Here is a 19,907-nt window from a genome sequence, read left to right as displayed (position 1 = left end):
CATCAGCCGCGCTCGGACGGCACCGACGACAACTCGAATGGACTGCTGCTGCGCCGCTGGTTGCGGTCTTCACGGGGGGTGGCACCGAAGAAGTTGCGGTAGGCGCTGGAGAAGTGCGGCCCCGAGGAGAAGCCGCACGACAGGCCAATCTGGATGATCGACTTGCTGGTTTGCATGAGCATCTGGCGCGCCTTGTTCAGGCGCAGTTCCAGGTAATACTGGCTGGGGACGCGATTGAGGTATTGCTTGAAAATCCGCTCCAGTTGTCGTCGCGACACGCACACATGCTGGGCGATTTCGTCGGTGGTCAGCGGTTCTTCGATGTTGGCTTCCATCAACAACACCGCCTGGGTCAGCTTTGGATGGCTGGAACCGAGGCGGTTCTGCAGTGGAATGCGCTGGCGTTCACCGCCCTCGCGGATACGCTCGACCACCAGTTCTTCGGAGACAGCACCTGCCAGTTCGGCGCCGTGATCACGGGCCAGCACAGCCAGCAGCAGGTCGAGCACCGACATGCCGCCGCAGGCGGTCAAGCGGTCACGGTCCCAGTCGAACAGATGGCTGGTGGCAATGACTTTGGGGAAACGCTCGGCAAAATCGTCCTGCCAGCGCCAATGCACGGCAGCGCGGTAACCGTCGAGCAAACCCAATTGCGCCAATGGGTAGACACCGGCGGATAAACCACCGATCACACAACCGGCACGCACCAGTTGTTTCAGCGAACTGCTGAGCGCCGGCGCGAGGGTGGTCGGCGGCTCATCGGCGAGCAGAAACAATTTCTGGAAGTTTTCGAGCTTGCCGGCCCACGGCTCACCGGGTAATTGCCAAGCGCCATCGGTGCGCGGTTCCGCCTGCAAAAACGACAATTCGTAGACAACATCCGGATGCACACGCTGGGCAACACGCAAGGCCTCCTCAGCCAGCGAAAGCGTCAGGGCTTTTGTGCTGGGCCAAATCAGGAAACCAATTCGATGGGCGGTCATGGAGGGCTATCCGAAGCGAGTAACAGTAATGGAGACAAAGGCCAATGCTAGCCCGTAAAAGAACGCAAATCTCAAAACCAACAGAGATCAACTGTAGGAGCCGGCTTGCTGGCGATGGCGGAATGTCTATGCCAAATATGCAAACTGGCCCACCGCTATCGCTGGCAAGCCAGCTCCCACAGGGATCGGAGCCGGCCTTCAGGTTGCGAAGCATGCACTATCCCGGTGCGCAACGGGAGTTCGGTTTACTTCAGGCTACCCGAGAGGAATTGTTGCAGACGTTCAGACTGTGGATTAACCAGCACTTCGCGCGGGTTGCCGCGCTCTTCGACGATGCCTTTGTGCAGGAACACCAGTTGGTTCGACACTTCACGGGCAAAGCCCATTTCGTGGGTCACCACCACCATGGTGCGGCCTTCCTGGGCCAGGNCCTGCATCACTTTNAGCACTTCGCCNACCAGCTCCGGGTCGAGGGCCGAGGTGGGTTCGTCGAACAGCATCACCTCAGGNTCCATCGCCAANGCACGGGCAATCGCCACGCGCTGCTGCTCGCCGCCGGACATGTGGCCCGGGAACGCATCCTTGCGATGGCCCACGCCGACTTTGGCCAGGTAGTGCTCGGCNTTTTCACGGGCGTCTTTTTTCGACATGCCCAACACATGCACCGGCGCTTCCATCACGTTTTCAAGCGCGGTCATGTGCGACCACAGGTTGAAATGCTGGAACACCATCGACAGGCGCGAACGCATGCGTTGCAGTTGCTTGGGGTCGGCAGCCTTCATGGCGCCGTCCTTGTTGGCCACCAGTTTCAGCTCTTCGTTATTGAGCAGAATCTTGCCGGCGTGGGGTTGCTCCAGCAGGTTGATGCAGCGCAAAAAGGTACTTTTGCCCGAACCACTGGAACCGATGATGCTGATCACATCGCCGGCCGCGGCGGCCAGGGACACACCTTTGAGCACTTCATGACTGCCATAGCGTTTATGCAGGTCTTGGACTTCAAGTTTGTACATGCGGTCGGTTCTCACAAAAACAGGTGGTCAGTCGTTGAGCAAGCGCCCGTGACGCAGCGCATCGCGCCCCGCCACCTTGGCCAGCCAGAAACCCGCTTGGGCATAACGTAGCCGTTCAACGGCAAACAGCACCCCGGACGTACCAGCACACACCGTGCTGACCCGATCCGATAACGGATCGATCACTTCGAAAATCTCGTCGCCGGCTTCGATCCACTCACCGGGTTTACGCAAAAAGCTGATCACACCCGGGTGCGGCGCGAACAGCAATTCGGTGCCTTCGAACGGCATGCCTTCGCACGCTTCTTGCGCAGGCTTGGGCCATTCGCCGCTGATCAAGCCTTGCTCGGCGAGGAACGCCAGAATGCCTTCGGCGTAAGCCTCGGCGTCCGCGCGACCGGTGTCGGCCTGACCACCCAGTTCAATGGTAGTCGCCAGACAGGCCAGTGGAATCTGCGCATCCGGAAACTGACGCGACAGGCGCAGCCACGGCAGCGAGCAGGCTTCATCAAAGGAGCTGCCGCCGGAATCTTCCGCCAGCAGGCCGACTTTCACATTCAAGTGTGCCGACAGCGAACGCCACTGCGGCCANTGCTGGGGCAACGCGTACATGTGCAGCGCGGCGTCGGCGTCGCAATGCAGGTCNAGCACGACATCAGCGGTGCAAGCGTGGCTGAGCAAGATGCGCTGCATGCCTTGCAACTGGCTCGCGGCCGGCGGCAATGCCGCCAGTGCGTCGCTCATGGCTTGACGGATCAAACGGATATTGGCGTGAGGATCATCGCCCAGGTGGCCTTCCAGCTCAGCGGCCACTGGCGCGCTCAGCTCGACGAAATCCCGGTTGAAGTTCTTGCCGCTGCCCGCTTCGAAACGCCCCTGGTGGCTGCCTTGCAGCAACTGGCCCAGGCCCATCGGGTTGGCCACCGGCACCAGTTCGATCACGCCATTGAGCGCGCCTTGCTGTTCCAGTTCGGTGAGGCGCTTTTTCAACTCCCACGCCGCGCGCATCCCCGGCAATTCATCGGCNTGCAGGCTGGCCTGGATATAGGCCTTGCGCTCGCCACTGCCAAAACGAAACACGCTCAGTTGGCGCTCGCAGCCCAGGTGGTTCCACGGCAATGAATGATCGATGCGTTCCATATCAGTGCTTCCGCGGGGCCAGATAGCCCAGCCAGCGGCGCTCGGCCAGTTTGAACAGCTTCACCAGAATAAAGGTCAGGCACAGGTAGAACACGCCGGCCGTGATATAGGCTTCGAACGGCAGGTAGAACTGGGCGTTCACCGTGCGCGCGGCACCCGTGATGTCGATCAAGGTGACGATGGAGGCCAGGCTGGTGGTCTGCAGCATCATGATCACTTCGTTGCTGTACTGCGGCAGCGCACGGCGCAGGGCCGACGGCAGCAGGATGCGGCGGTACAGCTTGTAGCGCGACATGCCCATGGCCTTGGCCGCTTCGATCTCGCCATTGGGCGTGGCCTTGAGGCTACCGGCAATGATCTCGGCGGTGTAGGCACTGGTGTTGATCGCAAAGGCCAGGCACGCGCAGAAGGTGGCGCTGGACAACAGCGGCCACAGGAAACTTTCGCGTACGGCCTCGAACTGCGCCAACCCGTAGTAGATCAAAAACAGCTGCACCAGCATCGGCGTGCCGCGGATCACGTAGGTGTAGAGCCAGGCCGCCATNTTGACGACGGCGTTCTTGGAGACGCGCATCAAGCCCAACGGCAAAGCACACAGCAGGCCGAAAAACAGCGACAGCGCGAGCAATTTGAGGGTGGTCAACAGGCCGCCGAGGTACAGCGGCATGGCATCCCAAATGACGTTGTAGTCGAAGATCATAGATCAGCCGCCCTTACGCCTACCGAGTAGCGCTTCTCAAGATAGCGCAGGGCCAACAACGACACGCTGGTAATCACCAGGTACATCGCCGCCACTGCGAGGAAGAAGGTAAAAGGCTCGCGGGTGGCATCTGCCGCCTGCTTGGCCTTGAACATCATGTCTTGCAGGCCCACCACCGAAATCAACGCAGTGGCCTTGGTCAATACCAGCCAGTTGTTGGTGAAACCGGGGATCGCCAGCCGAATCATCTGCGGCACCATCACCCGGAAAAACACCTGGAAGCTGCTCATGCCATACGCAAAGCCGGCCTCGGCCTGGCCCTTGGGAATGGCCATGAAGGCGCCACGGAAGGTTTCCGAGAGGTAGGCGCCAAAGATGAAACCCAGGGTGCCGATACCGGCGGCCAAGGGGTTCAAGTCGATATAGTCGTCATAGCCAAGCAGCGGCGCGACGCGGTTCAGCAAGTCCTGACCACCGTAGAAAATCAGCAGGATCAGTACCAGATCGGGAATACCGCGGATCACCGTGGAATACAGGTCGCCCAGCCAGGCCAGCCAGCGAACCGGCGACAGACGCAATGCAACNCCGATCAGACCCAGAACAATGGCCAAGGCCATGGACGACAAGGCGAGCTGAAGCGTCAACCATGCGCCATCGAGGATGACGGCCCCGTAGCCTTTCAACATGATTCAGGTCCTCGAAAAGGGGGATGAAAAAATGGCGCAAACCTCAGAGATCCTGTTGCTTGCGCCATTTCGGACTTGTCGCCGGGACGTGTTACTTGCCGTAGATGTCAAAGGCGAAGTATTTGTCCTGGATTTGCTTGTACTTGCCGTTCTCGCGAATGGCAGCGATCGCGGTGTTGATCTTGTCTTTCAGCGCGTCACCCTTGCGAACCGCGATACCCACGCCGTCGCCGAAGTATTTGACGTCGGTGAAGGCCGGGCCAACGAAGGCGAAACCTTTGCCGGCGTCGGTTTTCAGGAAACCGTCATCCAGCAGCGTAGCGTCTGCCACGGTGCCGTCGAGGCGACCAGCGGCCACGTCGAGGTAGATTTCGTTCTGCGAACCGTAAGGCTTGATCTCGGCACCCAGCGGGGCCAGGACTTCGCGGGCGAAACGCTCGTGGATCGAACCACGTTGCACGCCGATATTCTTGCCCTTCAGCTCAGTCAGGCCTTCGCTGACTTGAGTGCCGGCCTTCATGACCAGGCGCGCCGGGGTGTTGTAGTACTTGTTGGTGAAGTCCACGGATTTCTTGCGGTCTTCAGTGATGGACATGGACGACAGGATCGCATCGATCTTGCGCACTTTCAGTGCCGGGATCAGGCCGTCGAACTCTTGCTCGACCCACACACACTTGACCTTCATCTCGGCGCACAGGGCGTTGCCGATGTCGTAGTCAAAACCGACGATGCTGCCATCCGGCGCCTTCGAGGCAAACGGAGGGTAAGCCGCTTCGATACCAATCTTCAGGGGCTTTTCATCAGCGAAGGCCTGCATGGACAGCACGGACAGCGCCAGGGCGCCCAACAGCACAAGTTTCTTCATCTTGGGACTCCATCGGTATAGGGCAAAAACGGCAGAGTGAGCAACAGCCCAATATGCGAGTGAGTGGAACCGGAAAGCGATGCTGCGTCGTAGGAATCGCGCGATTTTTTCAACACGAGCAACAACGAGCGAGTGATCGGCATTCTAACGACAGGCCCGAAGCCGATATTTCTTCAATGCGACAACTAATTACAGATGCACTGAGAAAGTCGTTTGAGCACGTTGACAGCCTTGCAAATTCATGCAAGAGCAAAAGACAGTTAACCTATCTGTATTGCAAATTGCGGGCCTATTATTGGCAAACCCTTCTAATCCGGCAAGCGCAGCGTTGTGTCTTATTTTTTGGCTGGGCTGGAGAGGCCCGGGAATGGGGGCTGGCGTTTCCCAATGCCCCGCCTCGGCGCGCGCGGTTACACATTCAGTTACTTGAATGGGGGTGGGTAACAGTGGGAAATCACCTACAGCGGACACCGATAATTATTGGTCGTTGTTTATGTTGCACCTGACAGGCCGCCATCGCGGGCAAGCCCGCTCCCACAGGGCTTTTGGAGTACATGCAATCCGCGCCACAACTCAAATACCTGTGGGAGCGGGCTTGCCCGCGATGAGGTCCGCACCGCCAACACAAAACCATCAGCTAATAAAAAACCCCACCAGGCTCAACACCTGGCGGGGCTTCGATGACTCTAGAATCAGCGCTTACGCGACGTTCATGATCTTGTGCTCATCAATCAAATGCNCCACCACACCCGGGTCCGCCAGGGTGGAGATATCGCCCAACCCGTCGTACTCAGCCGTGGCAATCTTGCGCAGGATACGGCGCATGATNTTNCCCGAGCGCGTCTTCGGCAAGCCCGGCGCCCACTGGATCACGTCCGGCGAAGCAATCGGCCCGATCTCTTTGCGCACCCAGTTTTTCAGCTCCAGACGCAGTTGCTCGCTCGGTACTTCACCCGCGATCAGCGTGACGTAGACATAAATGCCCCTGGCCCTTGATGTCGTGCGGCACGCCGACCACGGCAGCCTCGGCGACTTTCGGGTGAGCGACCATCGCGCTTTCGATCTCGGCGGTGCCCATGCGGTGGCCGGAGACGTTGAGTACGTCGTCCACACGNCCCGGTGATCCAGTAGTAACCGTCTTCATCGCGACGTGCACCGTCACCCGGTGAAGTACATGCCACGGAAGGTCTTGAAGTAGGTGTCGACGAAGCGGTCATGGTCGCCATACAGCGTGCGCGCCTGGCCTGGCCACGAATCGAGAATCACCAGGTTGCCCTCGGCAACGCCCTCGAGGATGTTGCCCAGGTTGTCCACCAGTGCCGGCACCACACCGAAGAACGGACGTGCCGCCGAACCTGGCTTGAGGCCGTGAGCGCCCGGCAACGGGCTCATCATGTTGCCGCCGGTTTCGGTCTGCCACCAGGTGTCGACGATCGGGCAACGGGAGTGGCCGACGTTCTTGTAGTACCAGTCCCACGCTTCCGGGTTGATCGGCTCACCGACCGAACCCAACAGACGCAGGCTGCTGCCATCAGCGCCTTCAACAGCGGCTTTGCCCGANGCCATCATCGCGCGGATCGCGGTTGGCGCGGTGTACAGGATATTGACCTTGTGCTTGTCGACGATCTTGCCCACACGGGTGATATCCGGGTAGTTCGGCACGCCTTCGAACAGCAGCGTGGTCGCGCCATTGGCCAGCGGGCCGTAGACGATATAGGTGTGGCCGGTGACCCAACCGACGTCAGCGGTGCACCAGTAGACTTCGCCCGGGCGGTAATCGAACACGCGCTCGTGGGTCAGGGCTGCGTACAGCAAATAGCCGCCGGTGGTGTGCTGCACGCCTTTAGGCTTGCCGGTGGAGCCGGAGGTGTAGAGGATGAACAGCGCCTCTTCGGCGCCCATCTCTTTCGGCGCNCACACAGTGCCCGCCACTTTCATCAGGTCTTCGTACCAGATGTCGCGGTGCTGGTTCCACTTGATGTTGCCACCGGTGCGCTTGCACACGATGACCTTCTGGATGCTGCTGGTTTCCGGGTTGGTCAGCGCGTCATCGACGTTGGTCTTGAGAGGGATCTTCTTGCCGGCACGAACACCTTCGTCAGCGGTGATCACCACTTTGGATTTGCAGTCGATGATGCGACCGGCCAGGGCTTCCGGCGAGAAACCACCGAACACCACCGAGTGAATCGCGCCGATCCGGGTGCAGGCCAGCATGGCGACCACGGCTTCGGGGATCATCGGCATATAGATAGTCACCACGTCGCCGCGGTGCACATCCTGGCCGCGCAAGGCGTTGGCGAACTTGCAGACTTGTTCGTGCAGCTCGCGGTAGGTGATGTTGCGACTTTCGGCCGGGTCATCCCCTTCCCAAATGATCGCGACTTGATCGCCGCGCTCGGCCAGATGACGGTCGAGGCAGTTGTAGGAAACGTTCAGGGTGCCGTCGGCGAACCATTTGATGTCGACATGGTGATCGTCGAAGGAGGTCTGCTTCACCGTGGTGAAAGGCTTGATCCAGTCGAGGCGCTTGGCTTGCTCGCGCCAGAAGCCGTCCGGGTTGACGACCGACTGCTGGTACATGGCTTTGTAGGTTGCCTCGTCAGTCAGCGTGTTGGCCAGAACTTCGGGGCGAACGGGGTACAGGGAAGCCGCACTCATCTTTCTTACCTCGGTGACATAGTTGTTGTTGTATGGCCCCTGTTGTAGCCGGGGTGGGCCTATAGAACCATTCGACGATGGTAGTAACAAGACCCTACAAATTACCGTGATAAGCCCAAAACACACCTCCGAACTTCACGCAAACCCTGTGGGAGCGTGGCTTGCCCGCGAAGAACGATAACGCGGTCCCCCTGAAAAACCCCACCGCCGAAACCGCCATTTACTCCTTCCTACCACCTTATCCGCTGATTGTTACGAAATCTGTCAAAGGTGTTTATCAAAACCCCACCTATATGAATGCACACCCCACGCCTAAAATCCGTCTCGCCAACAAGGCAACGTGATTAACCAAGTTGCAGCCCCCACGAAGGCCGTTAATCCAAGACTCTTTAATCAAGCTCCACACGCAACCCCAACAAGGTTGCGTGACCCCATTCGACCTCTAAAAGGTAAATCTGAAATGAAAGCTTTATTAGTTCTGGCCCTCAGCAGCCTGTGCGCAACCGCCATGGCAGACGAGGTCCCGACTGATGTCGCACAGCAGAAACCAGCCATCGAGGAATACACTTACTCGACTCACCTGGACGTCGCCAAAGTTATCTCCATGAGTGAAGTCCCCAATGTGTGCGAAGTTGTTCCGGTGAAAATGGAATACGACGACTCCCAAGGTCAACGCCACATTCTGCGCTACAGCATCATGGGCAACGGCTGCACAAACGGCTGATCACCCGCCCGCCTTTAACGGTTCGACCCATCCGCCCCGCCCTTTCAAGGCAGATGCAGCGCCGAACCGTACATATCGATAAATACGATTAACTTGAGCATTTATTTGCGCTTTTTAATCAAATTAGTTGGCGTAGCATTCATTCCATACCCAAGGCACAAAACGCCAACGAACCTGGAGCCACTACCATGAAAACCAAACTGATCCTCGCCCTGACCCTCTCCGTCCTGGCTGCCAACACGTTCGCTGCTGACGGTTTCGACCGCACGGGCTCCGCTGCCTACTACGACCATACCGGTTCGGCTTCCTTCGCCGCCGATGGTGCCGATCACGTCGGTGCCGGCAAGCTGGCTTCGGATGGCTTTGATCACACAGGTGCCGCTAAAGTCGCCGCTGACGGCTTCGATCACACCGGTGCGGCCAAAGTCGCTGCCGATGGCGCCGATCACGTCGGTGCAGCACGCCTGAGCTGATCATCCAGCGTGACTTTACAGCCCGGCTTCGGTCGGGCTTAGTTGTGTCTTGAACCACCGAAAACCGACTCAAAACACAACATGTAGTGAAAAACCGCTTTTTCTGCCTATTTTTTGAACAAAAAAGTAGTGCTTCAAATTTTAAGAAAAAAAATCTTAACCCGCGATCTCCAGCCAAAGCCCTGTAAACCCTCGCTCCGACCGAAAAACCCGCCTTCTCGACCGCTCCATGCGCGGATTCGCCCCACCACGACCGTAAAAATTTCCCTATAATGCCGGCTTAAACGGGCCTGCAATATTCCCTTACAGGGATAACAGCCAGTCTGAAGCCCACGCCGAAGTCCTCACCGATTTCTGCGCCCCTCAGAGGCTCTCGGAACCCCGTACAAAATTATGTTTATTTGCCTGCGTGTACCGCTGCAAAAAACGCTATCCAACGCGGCCAGTACGGCCGTGTGAAAAACAACCAATCAGTTTTCACACGGGCATCTAGCCCTCACGCAGGAGACGACACGTCATGCTGAGCTGGGACGAATTCGACAAAGAAGAAGAAGGCGAAGTCGCCGCTAAAGGCGCCAACGCCGGCCACGCNACTGAAGCCAACATGGACCGACTCGACACCGCTGGTGGTGTCGCCGCTCAAGAAGCTCGCGCCGTCACCGCGAACGACTCTGCCGCCATCGCCCGTGCCAAAGCAGCCCTGGACAAACTCGACGTCGCCGAAGGCCTCGCTGAGCTCGAAGGCTCCGCCGCCCGCGTCGCCGTTGACGAAAAGCGCATGATCAACTGCCGCGCCGACCTCAACCAACTCGTGCCCTTCAAGTACGACTGGGCCTGGCAAAAGTACCTCGACGGCTGCGCNAACCACTGGATGCCGCAAGAGGTCAACATGACCGCCGACATCGCCCTGTGGAAAAACCCGGAAGGCCTGACCGACGACGAACGCCGCATCGTCATGCGCAACCTCGGCTTCTTCTCCACTGCCGACTCCCTGGTCGCGAACAACCTGGTGCTGGCCGTGTACCGCCTGATCACCAACCCGGAGTGCCGCCAGTACATCCTGCGCCAGGCCTTCGAAGAAGCGATCCACACCCACGCCTACCAGTACTGCATCGAATCGCTGGCCATGGATGAAGGCGAGATCTTCAACATGTACCACGAGATCCCATCGGTGGCTAAAAAAGCCGCGTGGGGCCTGAAGTACACCCGTTCGATCTCCGATCCGAAGTTCGAAACCGGCACCGTCGAAACCGACAAAGAACTGCTGCGCAACCTGGTCGCCTACTACTGCGTCCTCGAAGGCATCTTCTTCTACTGCGGCTTCACCCAGATCCTGTCCATGGGCCGCCGCAACAAAATGACCGGCGTCGCCGAGCAGTTCCAGTACATCCTGCGCGACGAGTCGATGCACCTGAACTTCGGTATCGACGTGATCAACCAGATCAAAATCGAAAACCCACACTTGTGGGATGCTGAGATGAAGGAAGAAGCGACCCAGATGATCCTGCAAGGGACGCAGCTGGAGATTGAATATGCGCGCGATACCATGCCGCGTGGGGTGCTGGGCATGAATGCGGCGATGATGGAGGACTATCTGAAGTTCATCGCGAATCGTCGTTTGTCGCAGATTGGNTTGAAGGAAGAGTATCCAGGGACGACTAACCCGTTCCCTTGGATGAGCGAGATTATGGACTTGAAGAAAGAGAAGAATTTCTTTGAGACTCGGGTTATTGAGTACCAGACTGGTGGGGCGCTGAGCTGGGATTAATATTTTCTCAATTGTCCTACAGCAGTTAAGCTTTGCCTCTAATAAGACCCTGCCTTCAGGGTCTTATTAGGAAATAAAAATAAGCCAACGTGTATAGGGATGACAAATGAGCAACCATTTTCGTCCCTACACGACAACGCTAAAACTCCTACAGAACTTACAGCGGCTTCCTCATTGATGCCCATTCAAAGCACCTCTAAGCTCCATTACAGGTGCCTAAGAAACGCCCAACGTAGAAAGCTTGGCCATTCATTCATATCCGCAATCACCTTTAGGTGATTTGTCGTTCGGGTGTGTGATGGCTTTGCTCGTTGGGATTTCTTAAGTCCACTCTACGTGTAAAGGATATGCCTAAAAATCTCCCCTTCTCTCCGAAGGAAATCCGCGTTAGCTACTTCAATTTCCATGCGCTTCCATCCCTGGAGGCTTGTCATGTCTGACCCCTACACCCCCACCGTCTTCATTCGCCAAAACCTCGACCTTCACGCCCTCCTCTTAGAAAACCAGCCATGGTTCTGCGCCCGAGATCTGGGGCGTTTGATGGGTTTCCATCTAAGCGATCGCGTAGTCAGCAAACTGGATGAAGATCAGCGGCACACCTTGCTGATCGACTACCACGGACAACCGGAAAGGCGGTTGATGCTCAGCGAGTCCGGCGTGTATGCGTTATTGGTGTATCACTACGCGCCGGGGCATCAGTTGTTGCGTGAGTGGTTGACTCATCAAGTGGTGCCAGCCTTGCGCGATGCGGCGCCGTCGAAGAATGCGGATCGACCGATGTTGAGTTTGTTGGATTGGCCAGAGATGTCGCTGAGTTTGTTGCATTGGCAGGATGAAGGCTGGATTCGGCTGCGGGACATGCCTTATCTGTTGCTGAATCGCACGCGGCGGCGGGTGCCGGTGGTTAAGCCTTGGTGGCGAAAGGTTTTGGAGTCCTTTCAATCGTCGAAGCATTCGGTGGGTTAGCGCAGCGGTGTCTTTGTAGGAATAGATTGAGCGATACGTCGGTCTTTTCTGTAGGAATTTTCGTAGACGTCGTAATGGCCACTCAGTATCGTCCGAGGGATAAGAAAGCGACTGGAGCGCCCTTCAGATTAGGTTCAATAGCCTTGGCGCATCGCTCAATCAGCGTTCAATGACTTCCAGCCGCTGCTTCAGCCTCTCATTCACCAACGACCCGTGCACTCCAGAATGAATTTCCCTATGGCAACTTGGGCATACAGCCCCCACATAGCGTGGATGATCTAACCCACCATCTGAGAGTCGGTTTACGTGATGGGGCTCTAAGTAGGGCGTGCCATCCTTTCTCATAAAAGGAGCCGGCTTCTCACAGCTCTCACATTCACCCTCGGCGCGCATCAACACATAGTGCGCAACCTTACGGCTGCGTTGGTAGATCTTACGAGGAGCAGATTGCCCCAAATCATCGCTGCTAGGCTTACATGCAGCAAGCGCAGCCAACCGCGCAGCAGCCAGAGACCCGGAAAAGTCAGCCTCATCTTCATCCTGTTCTTCAGCTTCAATGATTTCACCAGGAATGCCCACAGGGACTAACCGAAAAACAATCGCAGTCCGATCCTGGCCACTAACATCCGGCTGGGTCCGCTCAAACATGTCGGCGCAAGAAAACTCGCCCACGTAAGCGTTGCCTTTACCTTTGCCAAGGGACTTAAACAAGTGCAGCGCTCGGCCATCCTCGGCGTGCTCAGCAATAGCTCGGTTACCTCGGGTCAAAGTCATCGGTCCGCTTTGTCCCTCACCGGTATAAAGATAGGCGCCGTTGTCCCAATCGTCGGTATACCCAAATTGCGCCCCACTGTCGCCAGTGAATAAAAATATTGCAGGGTAGGTAGCAGACGGTGCTATGCCGCTTTGCAGGCTCCCCCCGAACGGTCCATTGATTTCAGTTTTCCGGTCGTAAACAGCCCCCGGCGTGAACTGCAATACGGGCACGCCCTCCCCACGCGGTAACTCCACAATAGTAAAGCCTCGCTTTTCAAGGTACCTGTTAGTGGGGTGCCCGCCAGAGAAGTCTCCTACGGCAATGCCAGTAGCCAACGAGACAATTTTTTTCGCCGGATATAGTTCACCGCCCTCGTGAACGGCGTAACGGTGAGCTAGGTTATTTTCCCAGCCCTGCCACTCGCGTTTACTCCGAAATTTACGATCAAACTCCAGCAACGCTTTGTCTATCCGTTCCTTCGAAACCGCTTTGATCGCCACGAGCGCTGCCCTTTATTGACAATTTCCGTAGGAAAATTCCTACAACTGCCAAAGTACCAAAGGGTTTCAATACGTCAGCGGGAGCAAGCTCCCTCGCCACAGTTATCGTGTTGCTACTGAGTCAGCGCGAGGTAGATTGACTGAGTTGATGCTGGGAATCGCGAGCAGGCTCGCTCCCACAGGTTTGGTGTGTTGCCGCAGATTTTGCGGTGTGTTGAAAACATTCAGTGCAACCCGCCCCGCCTCCCGCTATTAATACCCTTCCCCACTCAAGGACCCGAGCCCGCCATGAAATTCGACCTCGCCTACTGCCTCAGCCTCGACGACAAGTTGTCGATCTATGATGTGCGCGATTTGAATTTCGACGAGACCATGGAGTTCGATTCCGCTAAGGAACACTTCCAATGTCCCAGTGACGCCTGCAGGGCGGCCTTCGATGGGTTGAATGTGTTGACCACGTTCAACGCCAAAAACGTGAACTACGTTCGCACCCCGCACTTCAAGAACACGCCCAGCACCCGGCATGTGGCGGATTGTCCTTATGTCAGTCTCAAGGCGTCGGTGTCAGGTGTGGACGCGGACGGTGCGGAATCGGATGACAGTCGCGAGGAGCATTTCCCGTCGGAGTTGTTGCTGACTCGGCGTGAGTATGTGCGTAAGCCGTCGAACCCGGCGGTGGCGGCGGATGTGGTGCGGGACGATCCGACGCCAACCACTGAGGCTAGCAACACAGAACACCCGAGCCGTGAAACAGCGCCGGACAAGACCAGTGTCTTCGCCCATCCGGTGGAATGTTTTGTGTCGAACTTCGAAGACAAGGACCTGCTCAAGCGCATGCCGCTGAAGATTGGCGAGCACACGGCGCCTTATGGGTCGTTCTTCAAGAAGATCGAATACCTGACGGACAACAAAGGGCTGATTTACTGGGGCAAGATCAAGGAGATCAAGGATTACACCCAGAGCTTTCGCATCGATTTCGAACAGAAGGTCTGGTTCAAGCAGGCGGATGAGGCGAAGAAGAAGCCGTATTCGGTCAACGTTTACCTGAGCAAGAAGCTGATCGAGAACTACCGCAAGCGCAAAGCGTTTCTGGAAGAGATCAAGCATGCCATCGACAGTGAGGCCGAGTTGTATTGCTTCTTTTATGGCGTCACGCCGGAGTTGAAGCAGGTGCCNAGCAAGAAGAACCCCGAGCAGACGTTCGGGGTGTTCAGTGCGAATATTGAGAACCTGGATCACTTTATTATTCGTGAGGCGCCGGGGTTCAAGGGTTAAAAAACCGGGCTGCGGCGTTATCACCACAGCTCATTGCGCTTCGAGTTTAAGCTGCCTTTCGAACGCCCATATTTCCCGTTTTACTTCCATACGCCGCTCACGGGCTGCCTGAACCGTCGGGCCTACCTTGATTCCTTTTTCAGTGAAATACCAAGTGGGAAACGGCCAACGGTCTTCTTCGCCGTACGCACAGTTTTCGTCGCTGCCAGGCATCTGATCAGGGTAAAGCTCACGCAACTGTCCAACCAACCAAGGTGCGAATTCTTTGTTGCGGTAATCTGAATACGCCGTGAATGTGTCGGAGGACTGTTCGTTATTAGGCTCTTCGTAATGCAGCGGTTTGCCCTGCCCTACCCAGAGCACATCTTCAAGAGTCAGAGACTGACCGGTCTTGGCATTCAGATTGATTGCAATCTCGCTGTAATCCGGATGCGCGCCGCCACAGCTGGCCTCAGTACCGACGCTCACGCTGATGACCGTTGGTGTAATCAACAACGGTTTGACGGTTTGGAAATAGAAGTTCACGCCACCGCCGGCGAGACATTCGTAATATCCCACCACTTCCTGCCATAAACGTCCCATCAACAACTGATTGATGCGATCACGCGCCTCGGGGGTGTAGCCCGAAACAATTTCAAAGAACGTCACCTTTGTTTGCGGCTCGCTCCACCATTGCAAAGAGTAGCCATCGAACGTTTCCGTCTTTCCTTGTTTGAGCGTCAGACCTTGCAGACGCAGATATTCGTAAGGTTCGGTGTCACGGAGCTTGGCGAGGTAAGGAGGAGTCCCGGTAGGGATTACTGGCGGCTTGGCTTCCACCAGTTCTATCTTCAACGTTTTGCCTTCGTCGTTGCTCCAATCTCCCCACACCCTATTGGACTCGATATTCAGATGAATTTGCGGCCGAGGCTTTTTCTCTCCGTAAGGGTTTTCACTCTCATCGAGTACCAGCATCTCTCCGTTTTTGATGCCACTGAGAACTATGTCCTTACGATACTTTTGATAGAAGTAGCGACCGCTTATGTTTTCGGCGTTAGACGTTTCCACTTCCATAACGATTGGCATCTTGCCCAGCATGCCGCTGAAGACGCGTCGTCCATCGTCAGCCTGCGCGGTGGAACACAGCATGAGTAACAGCGTGGCCACTGGCGCCAGGCATATCAATCCTTTGTCAGTCCCCTCGCACGGACATGACATCCTCCCGCGAAAAATGATGTCAGCGCAAAAATTCATTCTTGCGAAAAAAACTGCGGATACCAACCCTGAAATAGAGCGGTGATTTAGCTGGCCCACATACTCAGCATCACCAAAACCAGCAAACCGATATACACCCGCGCATGTGTTCGATCCGGTATCCGCCCGATCCAAGGCGTGGCCAACCGAATCCCCACCAACGATCCCATCGTCAACACCGCAAACGCCATCAGATCCACATACCCGATAAACCAAGCTTCCAGATCAAACTCGGTAACCCCCGCCATCGCCATGTAAGTCAGCGTCCCGACCAACGCCACCGGCAGGCTTAGCGGATTGGCCATGGACGTCGCTTGACTCATGCTCAATCCGCATCGACGCAATAACGGCACGGTCATGACACTGCCACCCACGCCGAGAAACGTCGCGATCGCGCCGATTCCTACGCCACCGCCAGACACTTCCGCCCTCCCCAATCGTCGTGGGATTGCGGTGTCGGATGCTGTCAGAAAACCGCGTCGGAACAGGCAATCGACGATGGTCACGCCCAGGTACGCGATGAAGGCATAACGAATCACCTCGCCACTCACCCACATCGCGGCGACCGCTCCGACGATTGCGCCCAGGCCGATGAACCCGCCCAGCGGCCACAGATAATGACGAATGAGATTACCGGCGCGACGGTGTTTGCCGGTGGCGATGAATGCGTTAACGATCATTACGCAGGTCGAAGTCGCCACGGCAATGTGCATTGCCGATTGGCTGACGGGGTCATCGGCACCATGGCTAGCCATGAGCATGCGATAGAGCAATGGCACCACAACGAAGCCGCCGCCGAAACCGAACAGCACCGCAGTGACGCCAGTCACGCACCCGAAAAATGCCAGCAGGAGATAGAACATCACGCGTCGTCCATTGATTGAGAGCGGTCGACAATAGAACGATGCGCCTTGGCCTGCTTCAGCAAGTCAGCCAATAATGTTCGCGTTTACGCCAACTGCTGGAAACCGCTCAATGCGCAATGTTTCGATCAATCTGCTGGATGACACGCCCCGCTCGGTGGTGGCGGTCGGTACGGATTATTCCCACGGCCATGTGTTGCCCCGTCATACGCATCGGCGAGCACAACTGCTGTACGGCGCGACGGGGGTGATGCAGGTCAGCACGCACGACGGCAATTGGGTGGTGCCGCCGCAGCGGGCGGTGTGGATTCCGGCGGGGGTGGCGCATGAGGTGCTGATGCTGGGGGTGAGCACGCGCAGTTTGTATATCGAACCCGGGGTGGTTGATCTGGGGGATCGTTGCCAGGTGATCAGTGTGTCGCCGTTGATGCGGCACTTGTTGATGGAGGCGGTGGAGATCCCGCTGGCGTATGACGAGGCCGGGCGCGATAGCGCGCTGATCGACTTGCTGCTGCATGAACTGGCGCGCAGTGCTCACTTGCCGTTGCACATTCCTTTACCGGTCGACGCGCGATTGCTGGGGTTGTGCCAAGGCTTTTTGCAGCGGCCGGATGCGCATCAATCGCCGCAGCAATGGGCCGATCATTTGCACATCAGCTTGCGCACGTTCAATCGGCTGTTCCGCCAGCAGACTGGCCTGAGTTTCAGCCAATGGCGCCAGCGGGCCTGTGTGGTGCTGGCCCTGGCGCGGTTGGCGGCGGGTACGCCGGTGACGCGTATTGCGCTGGATTTCGGTTATGACAGCCCGGCAGCATTCTCGACGATGTTTCGCCGCGTATTGGGACAGGCACCGTCCGTCTGGATGGAGGGGGCGACATAGCAAAAATCAAAAAATGAGTTTGATCCGGGCGCAAAACAACTGTACAAAACAACAGTACTTTTTGGATTAGCACTCTCGAGCCCGGAGAACACCATGGCCTCTCTTGCGATGAAAATCACCCTGGAACGTATCGCCCTTTTCCAATTCACCCCGGCCCACTGTGCCCAGGCCCGAGCGATGCTGGGTTGGAGCGTGGAAGAGCTCTCGCAGGAGTCCGGTGTCTCCGTGGACGCCATTGTTCGATTTGAGGATGAACGCGATGTGCTGGATGTCACCCGGCTGGCGTTGGCGTATCGGTTTGAATCCGAAGGCCTGGTGTTCTTCCCGGGATTTGCGCCGGGTCGGGGGATGAATGTGAGAGGGTCGACGCCTGATCCGGTGGGTCGGGCGGACTACGCGATGGTTGAGTGAGGAGTCAGCAGATGAATGGAATCAATGAATGCGACAGGCGCGGTGATCCGTCTTCGGGTGCTGCCGATGTGGGTGAGATGAGGGCCAAGGCCGAATACCTCATGAAGATAGGCATGCTGCTCGACACCGGTCAGTTGGGCAAGGTGGAAGCGGCGCAAAGGCTTGGGCTGTCAGCGGGGGAAATGGATGAAATTCTCGACGGAAACGTTCGCGACCTGACGGTGGCGAAGATCGCGGGCCGCTCCATGGCGAGCGGCCCGACGGCAGAGGATCAGGCGTTCTGAGTGGCAACCTGATCGCTTTCATTTTCCAGTCCGGACCACCAGGTTCTTCCCCGCTGCGGATACATGACGTTGAACCATCACCTGCCTTGGTCTTGGACCTTACTGCTCCCGAAACGCCGGATTCTGACGCTCTAACGACGCTTGTTCATAGCTGTAAGCCAGCGCCAGCAGTTGGGGTTCACTCCAGCGCTGGCCGAAAAAGAACACAGACGTTGGCAGTTCATCGCTGTTCATGCCCGACGGGACGGTAATGGCTGGGTAGCCAGCGACTGCGGCACTGAATTGCGAGTAGCCATCGGCATCGGCAAACATTGCATCCAGATTATGTTCAGCCATTTGCTCATCAATGGCAGCCTTGAAGCTGGCACTGAGCACGCCGAACATCTCGGTTGCCTGTGAGTGGGTCATGTCCAGTTGGTTGATGTCGTTCAGCATTTGCTGCCCGTAACCTTCGGCACCCGGATTCAGTTCGTTGAAATCGATCAACTGTTGAAGCGTCTGAATCGGCAACTCTGAGCGGCTGGCCAGGTACTCGGGCAGTTCATGTTTCATGCCTGCCATGAGGGTGTTGAAGTAGCCATCGATATCCGGCAGTCGGACGCTCAACGGCACCAGGGTCGCGCCTTGCTCTTCCAGTGTGGCCAATGCCATCAGGAATTCAAAACCGGGTCGAAGCACAGTGCCGTTGGTGCCGACGTACTCGGTTGGATAACCGATTCTTTTGCCTTGCAGTGCATCCGTGTTGAGCAGCGCGGTGTAGTCAACGCCCACTGGCGCATCGCTGGTGACAGGGTCACGGGCGTCAACGCCTTGCAGGGCGTTGAACATCAGCGCGGCGTCACGAACGGTGCGCGTCAGGGTACCCGGCGTATCTTGCAGACGGGTGATGGGAATGATGCCCGATCGGCTGAACAGACCCAGCGTAGGCTTGACGCCCACCACGCCATTGGCCGAAGCAGGGCACGCGATGGAACCGTTGGTTTCGGTCCCCATGGCCAACGGTGCGAAACCGGCGGCAACACCGGCGGCTGAACCCGAGCTGGAACCACAGATTTCGCCATTTAACACGTGGGGGTTTTTACCCTGGCCACCTCGGCCACTCCAACCGTGGGGCAAGCCCATTTCCCGGACGTAAGCCCATTCGCTCATGTTGGTTTTGCCGAGGATGACGGCACCTGCGTCACGCAGCTGTTGGACCACAAACGCGTCGTTCGCAGCAGGCTGGCCGACCATGGCCAACGAACCCGCGCTCGTTTGCATCTGATCCGCCGTGTCGATGTTGTCCTTGAGCAGAACAGGAATGCCGTGCAGCGGACCACGCACTTTTCCGTCCTGACGCTCCTGGTCCAAAGCGGTGGCGATGTCGATGGCCTGTGGGTTGAGCTCGATAATCGCGTTGATCGTCGGCCCTTGCTTGTCCAGCGTGTGGATGCGCGCCTGCAAATACTCCACCAGTGTGACTGAGGTGAGTTCGTTGCGCGCCATCCGCTCGGTAAGCTCGCTGACGCTCGCATATTCGAGCGACTGGGCAGTGACGGAGGCGTTGCTGTCTGCGAATGCAGGTCCGGTGACCGATAGCAGAATGATCTGCGCCAGTGCCGTCATGCGGCTTTTTAAAACGTCCTTCATTTACAGCATCCTTGATATGGCTAATCGCGGGTGAGTCATTTCACCCGCCGCACAGCCTACCGAAACCGTAGGAAACGGCTGTCAGTCACAAGGAGCTGTCAA

Annotated in this window: 19 protein-coding genes and 1 pseudogene; 9 read left to right on the top strand and 11 right to left on the bottom strand. The window is 57.2% G+C overall.

Annotation, left to right across the window (positions count from 1 at the left end):
- Positions 1-2 precede the first annotated feature (2 nt).
- From argR to acs, 7 genes and pseudogenes are all read right to left on the bottom strand, one after another.
- Positions 3-983 (bottom strand): transcriptional regulator ArgR, encoded by a 981-nt coding sequence (argR, locus tag B7L09_RS25075; protein WP_094471102.1) that lies wholly within the window; start codon positions 981-983, stop codon positions 3-5.
- A 245-nt stretch (positions 984-1,228) separates the two neighbouring features.
- Positions 1,229-1,993: an ABC transporter ATP-binding protein gene (locus B7L09_RS25070; protein WP_094471101.1), complete on the bottom strand. Its 765-nt coding sequence runs from the start codon at positions 1,991-1,993 to the stop codon at positions 1,229-1,231.
- A 27-nt stretch (positions 1,994-2,020) separates the two neighbouring features.
- Positions 2,021-3,133: a M14 family metallopeptidase gene (locus B7L09_RS25065; protein WP_094471100.1), complete on the bottom strand. Its 1,113-nt coding sequence runs from the start codon at positions 3,131-3,133 to the stop codon at positions 2,021-2,023.
- A gap of 1 nt (position 3,134) precedes the next feature.
- A complete protein-coding gene (locus tag B7L09_RS25060; RefSeq protein WP_094471099.1) occupies positions 3,135-3,833 on the bottom strand; it encodes an ABC transporter permease in 699 nt (232 codons plus the stop codon).
- Positions 3,830-4,519, bottom strand: coding sequence for an ABC transporter permease (locus B7L09_RS25055; protein ID WP_094471098.1), 690 nt, complete (start codon positions 4,517-4,519; stop codon positions 3,830-3,832). Before B7L09_RS25055 ends, B7L09_RS25060 begins: the two co-directional genes overlap by 4 nt.
- A gap of 91 nt (positions 4,520-4,610) precedes the next feature.
- Positions 4,611-5,384 (bottom strand): ABC transporter substrate-binding protein, encoded by a 774-nt coding sequence (locus B7L09_RS25050; protein ID WP_094471097.1) that lies wholly within the window; start codon positions 5,382-5,384, stop codon positions 4,611-4,613.
- Positions 5,385-6,083: 699 nt separating this feature from the next.
- A pseudogene (gene acs, locus B7L09_RS25045) lies at positions 6,084-8,042 on the bottom strand (acetate--CoA ligase).
- Between the two features lie 161 nt (positions 8,043-8,203).
- On the opposite strand from acs, the gene B7L09_RS31750 reads away from it, so the two are divergent.
- The 5 genes from B7L09_RS31750 (at position 8,204) to B7L09_RS25025 (ending at position 11,973) form a co-directional block, all read left to right on the top strand.
- Complete coding sequence (locus B7L09_RS31750; protein WP_141213503.1) at positions 8,204-8,386, top strand: hypothetical protein; 183 nt, start codon at positions 8,204-8,206, stop codon at positions 8,384-8,386.
- Between the two features lie 116 nt (positions 8,387-8,502).
- Positions 8,503-8,766: a DUF2790 domain-containing protein gene (locus B7L09_RS25040; protein WP_094471096.1), complete on the top strand. Its 264-nt coding sequence runs from the start codon at positions 8,503-8,505 to the stop codon at positions 8,764-8,766.
- A 188-nt stretch (positions 8,767-8,954) separates the two neighbouring features.
- Positions 8,955-9,239 (top strand): hypothetical protein, encoded by a 285-nt coding sequence (locus B7L09_RS25035; RefSeq protein ID WP_094471095.1) that lies wholly within the window; start codon positions 8,955-8,957, stop codon positions 9,237-9,239.
- 517 nt (positions 9,240-9,756) lie between these two features.
- Positions 9,757-11,007 carry a ribonucleotide-diphosphate reductase subunit beta gene (locus B7L09_RS25030; RefSeq protein ID WP_094471094.1) on the top strand — a complete coding sequence of 417 codons (1,251 nt, stop codon included), beginning with the start codon at positions 9,757-9,759 and terminating at the stop codon, positions 11,005-11,007.
- Positions 11,008-11,439: 432 nt separating this feature from the next.
- Entirely contained in the window at positions 11,440-11,973 is a 534-nt protein-coding gene (locus B7L09_RS25025; RefSeq protein WP_094471093.1) for a BRO-N domain-containing protein, read from the top strand.
- Positions 11,974-12,132: 159 nt separating this feature from the next.
- Here B7L09_RS25025 and B7L09_RS25020 read toward each other — a convergent pair whose 3' ends face one another.
- Entirely contained in the window at positions 12,133-13,230 is a 1,098-nt protein-coding gene (locus tag B7L09_RS25020) for an HNH endonuclease (RefSeq protein WP_010457266.1), read from the bottom strand.
- Positions 13,231-13,518: 288 nt separating this feature from the next.
- Between B7L09_RS25020 and B7L09_RS25015 the strand changes: the two genes are divergently transcribed.
- Positions 13,519-14,505 carry a hypothetical protein gene (locus B7L09_RS25015; protein WP_094471092.1) on the top strand — a complete coding sequence of 329 codons (987 nt, stop codon included), beginning with the start codon at positions 13,519-13,521 and terminating at the stop codon, positions 14,503-14,505.
- A gap of 30 nt (positions 14,506-14,535) precedes the next feature.
- Here the strand turns inward: B7L09_RS25015 and B7L09_RS25010 are convergent, their stop codons facing one another.
- Both B7L09_RS25010 and B7L09_RS25005 read right to left on the bottom strand, forming a co-directional pair.
- Complete coding sequence (locus tag B7L09_RS25010) at positions 14,536-15,633, bottom strand: hypothetical protein (RefSeq protein ID WP_255142562.1); 1,098 nt, start codon at positions 15,631-15,633, stop codon at positions 14,536-14,538.
- A gap of 152 nt (positions 15,634-15,785) precedes the next feature.
- Positions 15,786-16,601, bottom strand: a complete 816-nt coding sequence (locus B7L09_RS25005; protein ID WP_094471091.1) for a sulfite exporter TauE/SafE family protein — start codon at positions 16,599-16,601, stop codon at positions 15,786-15,788.
- Positions 16,602-16,713: 112 nt separating this feature from the next.
- Here B7L09_RS25005 and B7L09_RS25000 point away from each other — a divergent pair, with 112 nt between their 5' ends.
- The 3 genes from B7L09_RS25000 to B7L09_RS24990 all read left to right on the top strand — a co-directional run bounded on the left by B7L09_RS25000 (position 16,714) and on the right by B7L09_RS24990 (position 18,176).
- A complete protein-coding gene (locus tag B7L09_RS25000) occupies positions 16,714-17,481 on the top strand; it encodes an AraC family transcriptional regulator (protein WP_094471090.1) in 768 nt (255 codons plus the stop codon).
- A gap of 93 nt (positions 17,482-17,574) precedes the next feature.
- The gene (locus tag B7L09_RS24995; RefSeq protein ID WP_094471089.1) at positions 17,575-17,892 is read left to right on the top strand and encodes a helix-turn-helix domain-containing protein; all 318 of its coding nucleotides are present in this window, start codon (positions 17,575-17,577) and stop codon (positions 17,890-17,892) included.
- 11 nt (positions 17,893-17,903) lie between these two features.
- On the top strand, positions 17,904-18,176 hold the full coding sequence (locus B7L09_RS24990) for an XRE family transcriptional regulator (RefSeq protein WP_141213502.1): 273 nt from the start codon (positions 17,904-17,906) through the stop codon (positions 18,174-18,176).
- A gap of 99 nt (positions 18,177-18,275) precedes the next feature.
- Here B7L09_RS24990 and B7L09_RS24985 read toward each other — a convergent pair whose 3' ends face one another.
- Positions 18,276-19,805, bottom strand: coding sequence for an amidase family protein (locus tag B7L09_RS24985; RefSeq protein WP_010457273.1), 1,530 nt, complete (start codon positions 19,803-19,805; stop codon positions 18,276-18,278).
- Between the last annotated feature and the right edge of the window lie 102 nt (positions 19,806-19,907).

Origin of the sequence: Pseudomonas mandelii, from assembly GCF_002251635.1 — a bacterium.
GTDB lineage: Bacteria > Pseudomonadota > Gammaproteobacteria > Pseudomonadales > Pseudomonadaceae > Aquipseudomonas > Aquipseudomonas mandelii_B.
The sequence above is the reverse complement of the archived record's forward strand: the minus strand, read 5'-3'. Positions and strand labels throughout refer to the sequence as shown.